Genomic DNA, 13,230 nt, shown 5'->3' on the forward strand with positions numbered 1-13,230 from the left:
CCCCGCCATATTCCGTTTTGCTATGCAATTAGCTGAAGAATGCCAAGAAGCCGATAACGACGCCGATGATCGGAACGACCTCGACGATACCGACGCCGATAAACATCGTCGTCTGCAGCTTGCTTGCGGCTTCCGGCTGACGAGCGATACCTTCAACCGTCTTGCTTACGATCAGACCGTTACCTACGCCTGCGCCGATAGCGCCCAAGCCTACTGCGATTGCTGCTGCCAATACGTTGTAATCCATACTGTGTAAATCCTCCTCGAAAATTGGGTTTTAATTTCATTATCCTGTCATCCGCGCGCGCCTTCTACCGAAGCCGGAGAGCGAAGTCAGTGAGCATGCTCGTGTTCGTCGTGAATTGCCGCTTGCGAGATATAAACCATCGTAAGGATCGTGAACAGGAACGCTTGGATCGCTCCGACGAAAATACTGAAGCCCTGCCAGACGATCATGAACGGCGTTCCGATGGCTCCCAGCATGAGAATCGTCGAGATGAGCACCTCGCCCGCGAAAATATTCGCGTAAAGCCGCAATGCCAGCGTAACCGGCTTCGCGATGGTCTCGATCAGATTCAGCGGGAAGAAGACCCCGTACGGCTGGAAATAGTGTTTGAGATAATGCTTGCGGTTCATCTTAAGCCCCAGGAAATGAACCAGTACGAATACGACTGCGGCCAGGCCGGCCGTCACGTTAAGATCCGCCGTCGGCGACTTCCACCAGGCCAGCTCGACATGGCCGCCATGCTCGTCCAGCATCTCTTTGGTTATGCCCAGCGTCTCGTTGACGTGATGAGTCTCGGTTACGATCCCGAAAGGCAGTCCAAGGAGATTGGAAATAAAGATGAACATGATTAAAGTCATGCCTAGCGCCACGAAAGGCTTGATCCGCCGAAGCGGCATCGTGCTGGCAATCGTGGACTGGACGAACTCGACGACCCACTCCAGAAAGTTCTGCAGCTTGGACGGGTTCTCTACGGACAGGTTGCGCACCGCCAGCTTCGCCAGCACGAAAGTAATAATAGCGGAGACGATAATCGCCAGAAAGGTCGAAATATCGATATGCAATCCTCCGACCTCTAGCACGGGAAATTCATGCATGCTGTTATGTCCCCCTCCTTTCCGTCAGGATGAACGTCTGTTGTTAAGAAAAGCAAAGAACAACGAAACGACAGGCATAAAGAAACAAGAGTACAAGACAGAAGGCAGATGAAAACGATCGGGGAAACGATACGCCAGCATAGTCGCCAGCAGCACCATAGCCAGACGGCTTGCCAGCCCCAAGCCGACCTTGCGCGGAGGGTTGGGGTTGTCCTTGTATAAGGTACCGATCCATGCGACTCTCTTCCGCAACAAAAAAGCGTTTACCAAGCTGGCCGACACGCCGAGGGCAACGCCTGCGGAATAGATCCGCCATTCCGGCAAGACCGCCCAACACATCAGGCAGATCGCAAGGAACCAACACGCCGTTCGAGTCGATCTCGTTAATATTTCATCCATCTTTGTTCTCCAGAGCCCGCTTGACGTGCAGAATCGCAATCAAGAGCCCGATGCCCAGACCCATGAAAACGCCCGCCATCTTCCATCCGGAAGAGGTCGGGCCGATCCAACCGCCAATCAAGTAACCCGCTACCGTGCACGCGCCCACCTCGAAGCCAAGGGCTCCGACCAAGCCTAACGCACGCCATGGATTGTCCTCATTGTCCTTCTTTATCATCATGTGTACCTCTGTCGACCTTCATACATTTTATCGAAGTCCAAGAAGGTTTGTCAATTCGAAGAAATTCAAAATTTGTGTGAACATCATTCAGGAAAACCTTATAACCATGCGGTTTTCTGCCAGACCTAACCATACAGTTGAACTGTACACTGTACAGAAGGGGGCCAAAAAATTTGTCATATCCCCGTTCGGAACGGCTCCGGACGTTCGCCATGGCCGAAATGATGGAGTATCGCTTCGACAATTCTCTTGGATGCTCGCCCGTCTCCGTAAGGATTGGAAGCTTCGCTCATCCGCTTGTACAGCTCCGCGTCGCTCAGCAGCGCCCTCGTCCGTTCAAATACCCGTTCCTCGTCCGTTCCGACAAGCTCCAGCGTGCCCGCTTCGATGCCTTCCGGCCGTTCCGTCGTATCCCGCAGCACCAACGTCGGCACTCCGAACGAAGGCGCCTCCTCCTGGATTCCGCCGGAATCGGTCAGGATCAGATGCGCATGCGGATAGAAATTGTTCATTTCGACGACGTCCAGCGGCTCGATCAGCCGAATCCGGGGATGATCCCCCAGAATTTCCCGGGCCGGCTCGATGACGGCCGGGTTCAGATGCACCGGATAGACGATCGCGACGTCTTCGAACTCGTCCGCGATCCGCTTCACCGCGCGGAAAATTTGCCGATGGGGTTCGCCCAGGGATTCGCGGCGATGCGCCGTCATCAGAATCATTCTCTTGCCTGCGGCCCAGTCCAGAACGGGATGGGTATAATCCGGTTTGACCGTATATTGGAAAACGTCTGTCACCGTATTGCCGGTGACGTAGATCGTATCCCGGTTCTTATTCTCCTTGATCAGATTGTCCGCCGACCAGGAGGTAGGGGAGAAATGCAAGTCGGCCAGCACGCCGGTGAGCTGCCGGTTCATCTCCTCCGGATACGGGGACAGCTTGTTCCATGTCCGCAACCCGGCCTCGACGTGACCCACCTTGATCTGCTGCAGGAAGGCCGCGTAGCTGGCCAGGAACGACGTCAGCGTGTCGCCGTGGACGAGCACGATATCCGGTTTCGCTTCCTTCAGCACGGGCTCCAAGCCTTGCAGGACGCGAATCGTGATCTCGTTCAGCGTCTGGCTCGCCTGCATGATGTCCAGATCGTAATCGGGCCGGATGCCGAACACCTCGAGCACCTGGTCAAGCATCTGGCGATGCTGCGCGGTGACGCATACGACGGACTCGATCCGCTCCGGGTATTTCTCCAGCTCCAGAATAAGCGGCGCCATCTTGATCGCTTCCGGCCGCACTCCGAATATGGTCATCACTTTAATCCTATTGCTCATGTCTCTCTTCTCTCCCTCTCCGCGCCGAGAGCTTTATTTCGTGCCGTACAAGCGGTCTCCCGCGTCGCCCAGCCCCGGAACGATATAGCCGTGCTCGTTCAGCTTCTCGTCCAGCGCGGCCAAATAAATATCGATGTCCGGATGCTTCTCCTGCACCGCCTTCACGCCTTCCGGCGCCGCGATCAGGCACATCAGCTTCGTCGGCCGGCAATCGCGGGCCTTCAGCATATCGATGGCCGCGTTCGCGGAGCCTCCCGTCGCCAGCATCGGATCGATGACGAGCAGTTCGCGCTCCTTCACGTCGGACGGCAGGCTGCAGTAATATTCCACCGGCTGCAGCGTCTCGTGGTCGCGATACAGGCCGATATGGCCGACCTTGGCGGACGGAATGATTTTCAGCACGCCGTCGACCATGCCGAGACCCGCGCGCAGAATCGGAATCAGCCCCATCATGCGCCCGGCGATCACTTTCCCTTCGGCGGACTGGACCGGCGTATCGACCCGCACGGTGGACAGCGGAAAGTCCCGCGTCAGCTCGTAAGCCATCAGCATGGCCACTTCGTCGACCAGTTCCCGGAATTGCTTCGTATTTGTCATTTTGTCACGAATAAACGTGATTTTGTGCTGGATCAGCGGATGATCGCAAATGACGAGTCGTCCCATTATGTTCTACCCTTTCTTAGACGGCCCCCGCAAGCGCGCTCGGCGCTCCCGGCCGTGCTCCTATGTAGCTTGCCCCGTACATTATATCATTGTCTCCGAACGGGTGCATAACATCCTTCGCGGGCAGCGCGGATTTCGTCGAAAAAACTTCGGCTCCGCATGAAAATCGCGCTTCCCGAATGCAAAAGAGCCTCTCCGGTCGGAGAGGTTCTTGCGTGCGCGTTGCCGCGAATCAATAGGCCAGATCAGGGTACAACGGATATTTCGCGGTCAGATCGGCGACCATCTTGCGGGCCTGATCCAGAGTCGCCTCGTCCTTCGTGTTTCTCAGCGTCAAGGCGATCACCTTGGCAATCGTCTTCATCGCTTCGACGTCCATGCCGCGCGTCGTGACGGCCGGCGTGCCGAGGCGAATGCCGCTCGTGATGAACGGGCTCGTCGGATCAAACGGAATCGCGTTCTTGTTGACCGTGATCGCGACGGAATCGAGCACGTGCTCGGCTTCTTTGCCCGTAATGTTCAGGTTGCGGGTGTCGATCAGCATCAAATGGTTGTCCGTGCCGCCGGAAACGATGTTCAGCCCTTCCGCGACGAGCGCTTCGGCCAGAGCCTTAGCGTTGACGACAACGTTGCGCGCGTATTCCTTGAACGAAGGCTGCAGCGCTTCGCCGAGCGCCACCGCTTTGGCCGCGATAATGTGCATCAGCGGACCGCCTTGCGTGCCCGGGAACACCGCTTTGTCGATCGCGGCCGCCCAAGCTTTGCGGCAGAGGATCAAGCCGCCGCGAGGACCGCGGAGCGTCTTGTGCGTCGTCGTCGTGACGAAGTGCGCGTACGGAACCGGATTCTGGTGCTCGTCGCCGGCCACGAGGCCCGCGATGTGCGCCATGTCGACCATGAACAGCGCGCCTACGTCATTGGCGATCTGGCCGATTTTCTCGAAATCGATCGCGCGCGGATAAGCGGAAGCGCCCGCCACGATCAGGCGAGGACGGTGCTTAAACGCCGCTTTGCGCAGCTCTTCGTAATCGATCGTGAACGTCTGGTCGTTAACGCCGTAAGCGACGAAGTTGTACAGCAATCCCGACGCGTTAGCCGGATTTCCGTGCGTCAAGTGGCCGCCGTGCGCCAGGTTCATGCCCAGCACCGTGTCGCCCGGCTTCAGAACGGCCAGATAGACGGCCAGGTTCGCCTGGGCGCCGGAGTGAGGCTGCACGTTCGCGTGCTCGGCTCCGAACAATTCCTTGGCGCGCTCGCGGGCGATCTGCTCCGGAATGTCGACGTATTCGCAGCCGCCGTAGTAACGCTTGCCCGGATAGCCTTCCGCGTATTTGTTCGTCAGCACCGTCCCCATCGTTTCGAGAACCGCTTGGCTGACGATATTTTCGGAAGCGATCAGTTCGATGTTGTCGCGTTGACGCTTCAGCTCCAAATTCAAAGCGTCGACGATTTCCGGATCTTGCTTGCGCAGGTTTTCCAACATAATAATTATTCCTCCCGTTGATTGTCTTGTTTGCCGCTCGTTAATCGCAAGCGTTCGAAGCGCCGCTGCCGCCGAGGCTGCCGTCAACGTTCGCTCGCCCTTCCCATTCGTACACGGCTCTTGCGCCCCCGATCAGCTTCGGCCGGGTCGCGGCCATGTTCACTCTCGCCTGCCCGACCTCGCGAATGGACGGCCTCAGCGGAACGGCGACCGGACGCAGATGCATCCCGATCAGCGTCTCGCCAATATCGATGCCCGCGTGAACCTGCACCGCCTCGACAAGGCAGGGCTCCTCCATCCGGCGGTAGGCCCAGGCGGCCATCGATCCGCCCGCTTTCGGGACGGGGACCGCCGCCACCTCGGTCCAGCCTTGGTCGTCGGCCAGCCGCCGCTCGGCGACGAGCGCCCGGTTCAGGTGCTCGCAGCATTGCCAGACGACGTGCACGCCGGCGCGCTCCCTCGCTCGCTCAACGCCCTCATAGATTTCGCTCGCGACCTCTTCCGCCCCGGACGTCCCGATGCGCTGCCCTCTCACTTCGCTCGTACTGACTCCCAGCACGACGATCTGGCCCGGACGGACGTTGCCCGTCTTCACCAATTCGTCCATCAACGCTTCCACCTGGCCGGCTATCGAACGAGTCTCCGCAGCCATCCCCCGCAACCTCCTCACCGCTCTGTCGTTTCCACAGAAGATAATAAAGGTATTATACCTGAATCCAACCGGCTCAACACGGGCGGGTGTCGAACCGTGCCGCGGAACGCCGTCTCATGGCGCCCCCCGGCCAGCTTCAAGCGGAAAAAAGACAAAAAAGAGCTAGCGCGCATTCCGCACGCTGCTCTTCGCCCAGGCGACCGGCCGTCATTCCGATGCTCCACCGTGGTATGCTCCACTTGTCGTCGCCAGTTACATCGGAACCTTGAAGTTATACGAACATCATACCGAAGCTCGGCGGAAAAATCAATCTCCGTTCTTGCGATCTCCGCTCCGATTTTCATCCCATTTGTCGATCAGTGTCAGCAAAACATCCTCGATCTCGTCGGCCGTCTGCTCGTAGAGCGCCAGCGGGCCGCCGAACGGATCGGCGATATCGAAGTCCGGAATCCTCCGCTGCAGCTCGAACAGACGCGACTTCTCCTCGTCCGACATCGGCTCTCCGAGCAGCTGCTTGACCTGCCATTCCGAATACAGCCGCTCCGCCTCCGCCACGTCGTCCATGACCGGGTCGCCGCGCAGGGCGTATTCTTTCAGCGTATAGGTTTTGGACAGCGCTTCGGGATATCGTTCCAGAATCGCCCTCTTATGCCCCGCCGTCATCGTAAGAATAAGGTTGGCCCACAGCACCTCTTCCGAGGTCAGCAAAGTCGAAGGTCCGGGCAGCTCCAGCTTGCGTTTCCTCAAGGCTTCGGCCGCGTTCGGCGAAATCGGCGAACCGCTCGGGGCGGATATTCCTGCGGAGCGGATCTCGAGCGGCTTGCCGCTGCGCGCCGCCAAATCCTTGAAGATCGCTTCGGCCATCGGACTGCGGCAAGTGTTGCCCGTGCATACGATCAAAACCCGATTCATGGTCTCCCCCTGCTTGCATAGTTGATGTAGAAGTTCTTATATAAGAAATAATAGACCAAATCCGAATAAAATAACACCGCCGAGCGCCTCGCCGTATCCTCCCAGGCTCCGGCTGACCCTTCTTCCCAGCATGAGGCCCATCACGCTCATCAAGCCTCCGAACAGGCCGAACAGCAGCACGGTCAGCCACACGTGAGCCGAGAACATGCCCAAGGATACGCCTACGGAAAAGGAATCGATGCTCACGCTGAACGCGAATACGAGCATCCCCCACAACGTGCGGTGATTGATCGAATCGATCGCTTCACCGCGCAGGGAGCTGTACACCATATGTCCGCCCAGCAAGAGCAGCAGCGCGCCGGCCGCGGTAGTCGCGACTCCGCCCAGAATCTCGCTTACGTATTGCCCCGTATACATGCCGCCGAGCGGCATCAGCACGTGAAATATGCCGATCAGCGTGCTCAGCTTCATAACGTCGTACAAGCGCACGCCCTTCAACCCGATTCCGATTCCGAGCGAGAACGCGTCCATGCCCAAAGCGACCGCCATTACCAGAACGGTCAGCGCCTGACCGGTGGCCGCAGACACGTCATACATGCTTGTCCCCCCTTGCATTCCGGCCGGCGCGACGAACGAACGTATCGCAGGCTTGCCGCCTTGTCCTTCTCCACAACATATGCGGACAGGGCGTCGATCATGCAAGGGTTGCGGCGGGGAAGCGCGTCAGGGGACGAAAATTTCCCGTCCGCCCGCGGCTTTGCGCAGACGATTCATCAGCGCGGCGCCGATTCCGTCCTCCGAATAGCCTTCGGCGACGATATAATCGACGCCCTTCTCGTCGCATTCGCGAAGCGCCGCATACAGCGTTTGCGCCGCCTTCTCCGGCTCTCCGCGGGGACCGCAGTCGAACACGGCGTCCGCCGTGTAGCCGGCGGCATGCTCGGAGCAGCTCAGCACGGCCACCCGCCGCCCCGCGTCCGCAGCTTGACTCGCCAGCTTCCGGACGGCCTCCCGGAGCGGATCGCCTTCGCCGTTAACGAGCAGCATCTCTCCTCGCGGCGCGTAATGCGTATACTTAACCCCCGGCGAGCGCGGCGCTTCGGTTCCCACTGGATAGGCTGCGTTCGCCTCGGTTCCCGCTGGGCGGACTGCATTCGCTTCGGTCCCCGTTAGGCGGGCCGCGTTTGCTCCGATGCTCAGGGAGCCGGGCGCCCCAGCTCCAATTCGCACTCCCGCATCCGCAGCTCCGGTCCGGCGGTCCCCCTCCTTCGTCTCTTCCGCCACGACCGCCAGCCCGCCAACCGCCTCGCGCAGCTTCTCCCGCGTCACGCCGCCCGGCCGCAAAATATAAATCGTGCCGTCCACGACCCGCACGACCGTCGATTCCAGCCCGACCCCAGTCGCTCCGCCGTCCAGCACGCCGTCGATTCTCCCGTCCAAATCCTCCAGCACGTGCCGCGCCCGCGTCGGGCTCGGACGGCCGGAGCGATTGGCGCTCGGCGCCGCAACGGGGCAGCCCGCCCGCTCGATCAATTCCCGGGCCAGTTCGTGCGCCGGAACCCGCACCGCGACCGTGTCCAACCCCGCGGTCACGAGCGGCGACACCGCCCCCTCCCGCACCGGCAGCACCAGCGTGAGCGGCCCCGGCCAGAACGCCTCCATCAGCGCCGCTTCGACGGCGCCCACCTCCTTGGCCAGGCCGGCCACACTTGCGCCGCGCGCCAGATGCACGATCAGCGGATTGTCGGACGGGCGGCCCTTGGCCGCGAATATCCTCCCTACCGCTTCCGTGCTCCTTGCGTCCCCGCCGAGCCCATACACGGTCTCGGTCGGGAACGCGACAACGCCGCCGGCGGCGATCGCCGCGGCGGCTTCCTCGATGCCGGCCCGCGACAGCTCCGCGGGCCAGTATTTCGTCTCTATGGTCATGATGCCGATCATCCTTGTCTCACCCATTTTCCCGCTATTATAGCACACCGCGCCGGGTAGGGTTAGCCGAACAAGGAACCGAGGAACGCGAACAGCTTCTCCAGCAGCTCCCACAGAAAAAACTTCGCTTTGGGCTCCCCGTCCCCGTCGTCCGACGCCGCGGACGAGCCTCCGGCGGACGATACCGTCCGGACTTCCGAGGCGGCGCCCGCATCGTCCTTCGCGGTAGCCGCGGTCAGGCAGAGCGGCGGAAACAGCACGCACCACCAATTCGCTCCGTCCCCCTTGCCCAGCGTAATCCGCAGCGCTTCGTATGTCCCCGCCTCGTAGGACTCCCCGCCGAACGTTTTCTCGGGAAACGGCACCTCCCCCAGCTCCGCGATGCCCTTATAGGAAACGCCGAGCTCGACCAGCTTGTCGTCCACGATCTCCTGAATACCGGCAAGATGGCTTTTAATGAGCGCATAAGCCTCGTCATGATTGTCGGGCATGCCGCCCCACGCTGCGATATATGTCGCGACCTCGTCACGCACTTTATTTTTGACGGATTGGTCCGTCTTCTTGTCGGAATTGGCGATAATGCGAATGCGGATGGCGTCCTCGGGGATCGATCCCTCCGCGTTCGCGACGGCAAAGCGTCCAACCAAGCCAAGCAACCCGAAACTTACAGCGACAAACAACAGAACGACTCTCATTACCGACCGAACAGAAAAAATATGATGGCTAATACGCATAGTTCCCGCTCCTTGTCGCACCCGTCGGTGCAGCGCTATGCGTTCCGGAACGTCTTAGCCATCAGTATGTCCGGAATTGAAATCTATAAACCTAGCAATCCGGCTTTTCATTGAAATCTATTTTATTGCACCGGCTTCGCCCACCGCTTCATAGATTCGAGCGTCAGCTCCCCCGCAATCGTCCGGTTCATCCCGTTTGCGACCAGCTTCCGTAAGCCCGCGACCGTCGCCGCCGACGCCGGCTCACAGCCGATGCCGCTCCGGTCGATCAGCCGCTTTGCCTCCAAAATCTCGCCGTCCGTCACCGAACAGGTCGTCCCTCTCCCGCCTGCGAGCAAATCGCGCGCCTTTTTCCAGCTTGGAGGAGGCCCGATATTCATCGCCTCAGGCTGGCCAACCCGATCAGCCTGTATACAAGAAAAGAACCTTTGTCCGCTCTCGCGGCAAGGTTCCTGGAATCGCTGTCTATCGAGCATCGCTAAGACTCATGTCCTCATCTTATATGGATGATCGCATTGACTTCTAATTGATGTTTTTGGGACAATTAGAAATATCTTCTGCAGGGAGGGACTAGTCATTTGGCGTCTTTCGAAATCCAGCTAATGGACGAAAAAATCCTCTTTGACGACATTATAGACCTAACGCCTAAACAAATCGCACTAATCTTAAAAGAATCTCCGAAAAAGACACAAAAGCAATGGTTTTCCGAAGATTCGAAAGGCATCAAAATCCCATTATCAGATAAGCAAAGAACGGACGTCTTGAATCATCGTAAAAAACTCGTTTCCGGACAAACCAAGGAGCAGTTGGTTGCAAACAAACGAGTTCGGCTAACGGAGCATTTTATCAGACGAGTAGCCCTCCGAATTGACGGCAGCAAAGCGTTTCCTTCGAAAGAATCATTGTATGGAATGATCGAGATTGCAATCAACTCGAAAAAGTTGGCCAAAAACGCTGAATGGAAGGGATATGGCGGTTTGAGCTATAACTTTAAGGGTGCACACAGGGGCGAAGAATGTACGGTGTCCGTGACTTTCGAGAATCAAATGATACTTATCACAGTCTTCACAAAGGAACCTACGCCTCAAACAACTCAACTAGGCAACCATATTTCAGCCGAGAAGCTTGCGCAAATTCGCGCAATTGCCACCCAACACCGCAAACTCCTCGGCAACGGAAAGAGCAAAAATAAGCCACAACCCTAAAGATATTAAAAGGATCAGGTGGCAATCTAAAAATTAGCAATGTATAATATCAAGACAAGATGCAATAAACTGGGGAGGTAGGGCTTATGAAGGCAATGATCGAAAGGGCGATAGCCGTGGAAACCGAAATGATTCGCGATGTTCAATTCGGTCCGTTTCATATTCTAGGCGTCCCTCACATTGAATTAACCAAACCGACTCCAACAGGCGAGTTCTACATCCGCGAAGCGCATGTCGATCTTAAACTAGCCGAAATTTGCGAATATCTCGAAGCAGCCAATAAACGCATCGCGCAATACGATGAATTTTAAGCCGCCAATTGGCGGCTTTTTATTTCCACTCGTATGTCTAAAAGCTCACCGAACCGCCACAACGTGCCGCTCGATGCCGGCGTAATCCGTGACGAAGCGGATCTCGGCCCAATCTGCCGCCGCGCTCAGCAGCTCGGCGACCTCCCGGGCTTGGCCTGCTCCGACTTCCCAGGCGACGATCCGCGGAAGCTTGGGCAGCTCCTTAAGCTGACGCGCCATCGTCCGGTACGGATTCAGCCCGTCTTCGCCGCCGTCCAGCGCCAAGCGCGGCTCGTGGTCGCGCACCTCGCGCTGCAGCCCGGGAATGTCCAACGACGGAATATACGGCGGATTGGACACGAGGATATCGACTTGAAGCCCGCCGTCGGCAGCGGACCGCACGAACGGCTGCAGCAAATCCCCCTGGACGAACGAGATCCTCCCGTCCGCTCCATGCTTGCGCGCGTTGCCGCGGGCCACCTGCAGCGCCGCCTCCGACAAGTCGGACGCCGTCACCCGCCAGAGCGGCCGCTCCGCCGCCAGCGTGACCGCCAGCGCCCCGCTTCCCGTGCCGACGTCCAGCACAACCGGGGCAAATGGAGAGGCTTCCCGTCCGCCAACTTGCCCCTCCGTGGCGGTACCTGCCTCATGCCCTTCCACTCCGGAGATTGCCGACTGCCCCTTCGCAGCCGATCCGGCCCCGCGGCCGCTCTCCGGCGGCCAGATCCGGTCCCCGGCCTGCAGCACGGCTTCGGCCAACAGCTCCGTCTCCGGGCGCGGAATAAGCACCGCCGACGTCACCTCGAATGCCCGCCCGTAAAAAAACTGCTCCCCGACCGCATACTGAACCGGAACCCCCGTCGCCCGTCGCTCCAGCAGCTCCAGCCAAGCTTTATTTTTCCCCTCCGGAAAAGGCTCCCGCAAATCCCGCAGAAGCTCCGCCTTCCCAATGCCCAGCGCATAAAGAAGAAGAAGCTCCGCGTCCGCGTTCGCTTCCTCGACCCCCGCTTGCTCCAGTCGATCCGCGCCCGCTCGCCAGGCTTCTCCCAACGTCGGCGGGCGGCCAGAATTCCGTTCCAAGCTCACGCCCAGCCCTCCATTTATTGCCTCATCTGCTCGCGCTCGAGAATTTCGGCCTGCTCGGCCAGCGTCAGCGCCTGGACAATCTCGTCCATGTCGCCGTTCAGCACGTACTCCAGACGGTGCATGGTCAAGCCGATGCGGTGATCCGTCACCCGGCTCTGCGGAAAATTGTACGTCCGAATCCGCTCGCTGCGGTCGCCCGTTCCGATCTTCTCCCGGCGTTCTCCGGAATATTTGGCCTCTTCTTCCTGGCGCCTGACGTCCATGATCCGCGTCCGCAGCACCTGCAGCGCCTTGTCCTTGTTGTCGTTCTGCGATTTGCCGTCCTGACAGGTCGCCACGATGCCCGTAGGCATATGGGTCACGCGCACGGCCGATTTCGTCGTGTTGACGGATTGGCCGCCCGCCCCGCTGGAACAGAACGTATCGACGCGAATGTCTTTGTCGTGAATGACGATATCCAGCTCTTCGGCCTCGGGCATGACGACGACCGTGGAAGTGGACGTATGAATGCGTCCGCCCGATTCCGTCTCCGGAACCCGCTGCACGCGGTGCGCTCCGCTCTCGTATTTCATCTTGCGGTAGGCCGCCGGTCCGCTGACCGAGAAAATAACTTCCTTGAAACCGCCAAGATCGCTTACGCTTGCTTCCAATACTTCCGTGCGCCAGCCTTGGCTGTCCGCGTATTTCGCGTACATGCGATACAGCTCCGCGGCGAACAGGTTCGCCTCTTCCCCTCCGGCGGCGCCGCGAATTTCCACGATGATGTCCTTGCCGTCGTTCGGGTCCTTCGGCAGCAGCAGGAAGCGGATGCTCTCTTCCAATTGGCTGCGGCGTTCGTCCAGCTCTTCGATCTCCAGCTTGACCATTTCGCGAAGCTCGTCGTCCAATTTATCTTCCAGCATCGCCTTCGCGTCCTGAAGCTGCGTCAGCACCTGCTTGTATTCTTCGTAAGCGCGATACGCTTCCTCGAGCCCGGCTTGCTCCTTGGCGTAAGTTCTTAGCCGCGCCGAGTCGTTAACCACATCCGGGTCGCTCAACAGTTCGTTCAGCTTCTCGTATCGGTCCGCCAAAACTTGCAGACGGTCTAGCACTATCCTCATCCTCCGCTCGCTTGCAGTGTTTACGTCACCCCTTATTATAGCACATGAACGCAATGGCGTGCGGGAATGGATCAACCGCTATTAATGACATAGCTTTAAAGAAACAAAACTCTTTGGAGCTATATTTAAAT

General features: G+C 58.8%; 16 protein-coding genes, 1 pseudogene and 1 riboswitch. Of the genes and pseudogenes, 2 read left to right on the top strand and 15 right to left on the bottom strand.

Features of this window, described 5'->3' with window-relative positions; genetic code table 11:
• Window positions 1-28: 28 nt before the first annotated feature.
• The 13 genes and pseudogenes from atpE to ACFFT4_RS06570 all read right to left on the bottom strand — a co-directional run.
• Window positions 29-247, bottom strand: a complete 219-nt coding sequence (atpE, locus tag ACFFT4_RS06510; protein WP_144705559.1) for a F0F1 ATP synthase subunit C — start codon at window positions 245-247, stop codon at window positions 29-31.
• Between the two features lie 86 nt (window positions 248-333).
• Entirely contained in the window at window positions 334-1,101 is a 768-nt protein-coding gene (atpB, locus tag ACFFT4_RS06515) for a F0F1 ATP synthase subunit A (protein WP_378046071.1), read from the bottom strand.
• Between the two features lie 24 nt (window positions 1,102-1,125).
• Entirely contained in the window at window positions 1,126-1,500 is a 375-nt protein-coding gene (locus ACFFT4_RS06520; RefSeq protein ID WP_378046072.1) for an ATP synthase subunit I, read from the bottom strand.
• A complete protein-coding gene (locus ACFFT4_RS06525; protein ID WP_378046074.1) occupies window positions 1,493-1,720 on the bottom strand; it encodes a hypothetical protein in 228 nt (75 codons plus the stop codon). The genes ACFFT4_RS06520 and ACFFT4_RS06525 overlap by 8 nt, the downstream gene beginning before the upstream one ends.
• A gap of 176 nt (window positions 1,721-1,896) precedes the next feature.
• The gene (gene wecB, locus ACFFT4_RS06530) at window positions 1,897-3,045 is read right to left on the bottom strand and encodes a non-hydrolyzing UDP-N-acetylglucosamine 2-epimerase (protein WP_378046075.1); all 1,149 of its coding nucleotides are present in this window, start codon (window positions 3,043-3,045) and stop codon (window positions 1,897-1,899) included.
• Window positions 3,046-3,078: 33 nt separating this feature from the next.
• Window positions 3,079-3,708 (bottom strand): uracil phosphoribosyltransferase, encoded by a 630-nt coding sequence (gene upp / locus ACFFT4_RS06535; protein ID WP_378046077.1) that lies wholly within the window; start codon window positions 3,706-3,708, stop codon window positions 3,079-3,081.
• A 232-nt stretch (window positions 3,709-3,940) separates the two neighbouring features.
• On the bottom strand, window positions 3,941-5,191 hold the full coding sequence (gene glyA / locus ACFFT4_RS06540) for a serine hydroxymethyltransferase (protein WP_378046078.1): 1,251 nt from the start codon (window positions 5,189-5,191) through the stop codon (window positions 3,941-3,943).
• Window positions 5,192-5,231: 40 nt separating this feature from the next.
• On the bottom strand, window positions 5,232-5,843 hold the full coding sequence (locus tag ACFFT4_RS06545) for a TIGR01440 family protein (RefSeq protein ID WP_378046080.1): 612 nt from the start codon (window positions 5,841-5,843) through the stop codon (window positions 5,232-5,234).
• 183 nt (window positions 5,844-6,026) lie between these two features.
• Window positions 6,027-6,109, bottom strand: a riboswitch (ZMP/ZTP riboswitch).
• 40 nt (window positions 6,110-6,149) lie between these two features.
• Window positions 6,150-6,755: a low molecular weight protein arginine phosphatase gene (locus ACFFT4_RS06550; protein ID WP_378046082.1), complete on the bottom strand. Its 606-nt coding sequence runs from the start codon at window positions 6,753-6,755 to the stop codon at window positions 6,150-6,152.
• A 36-nt stretch (window positions 6,756-6,791) separates the two neighbouring features.
• Window positions 6,792-7,352: a manganese efflux pump MntP gene (locus tag ACFFT4_RS06555; RefSeq protein WP_378046084.1), complete on the bottom strand. Its 561-nt coding sequence runs from the start codon at window positions 7,350-7,352 to the stop codon at window positions 6,792-6,794.
• 126 nt (window positions 7,353-7,478) lie between these two features.
• The gene (locus tag ACFFT4_RS06560) at window positions 7,479-8,684 is read right to left on the bottom strand and encodes an L-threonylcarbamoyladenylate synthase (protein ID WP_378046086.1); all 1,206 of its coding nucleotides are present in this window, start codon (window positions 8,682-8,684) and stop codon (window positions 7,479-7,481) included.
• 62 nt (window positions 8,685-8,746) lie between these two features.
• Window positions 8,747-9,331: a stage II sporulation protein R gene (locus tag ACFFT4_RS06565; protein ID WP_378046087.1), complete on the bottom strand. Its 585-nt coding sequence runs from the start codon at window positions 9,329-9,331 to the stop codon at window positions 8,747-8,749.
• A gap of 278 nt (window positions 9,332-9,609) precedes the next feature.
• Window positions 9,610-9,801: pseudogene (locus ACFFT4_RS06570) on the bottom strand (threonine synthase); the annotation flags it as partial.
• A 195-nt stretch (window positions 9,802-9,996) separates the two neighbouring features.
• On the opposite strand from ACFFT4_RS06570, the gene ACFFT4_RS06575 reads away from it, so the two are divergent.
• Complete coding sequence (locus ACFFT4_RS06575) at window positions 9,997-10,623, top strand: hypothetical protein (RefSeq protein WP_378046089.1); 627 nt, start codon at window positions 9,997-9,999, stop codon at window positions 10,621-10,623.
• A gap of 86 nt (window positions 10,624-10,709) precedes the next feature.
• Window positions 10,710-10,934 (top strand): hypothetical protein, encoded by a 225-nt coding sequence (locus ACFFT4_RS06580; protein ID WP_378046091.1) that lies wholly within the window; start codon window positions 10,710-10,712, stop codon window positions 10,932-10,934.
• A 45-nt stretch (window positions 10,935-10,979) separates the two neighbouring features.
• Here ACFFT4_RS06580 and ACFFT4_RS06585 read toward each other — a convergent pair whose 3' ends face one another.
• Both ACFFT4_RS06585 and prfA read right to left on the bottom strand, forming a co-directional pair.
• Window positions 10,980-11,999, bottom strand: a complete 1,020-nt coding sequence (locus ACFFT4_RS06585; protein ID WP_378046093.1) for a N5-glutamine methyltransferase family protein — start codon at window positions 11,997-11,999, stop codon at window positions 10,980-10,982.
• 14 nt (window positions 12,000-12,013) lie between these two features.
• The gene (prfA, locus tag ACFFT4_RS06590; protein WP_378046436.1) at window positions 12,014-13,090 is read right to left on the bottom strand and encodes a peptide chain release factor 1; all 1,077 of its coding nucleotides are present in this window, start codon (window positions 13,088-13,090) and stop codon (window positions 12,014-12,016) included.
• Window positions 13,091-13,230: the final 140 nt, after the last annotated feature.

Source organism: Cohnella cellulosilytica (assembly GCF_042431195.1).
Classification (GTDB): Bacteria; Bacillota; Bacilli; order Paenibacillales; family Paenibacillaceae; genus Cohnella; species Cohnella cellulosilytica.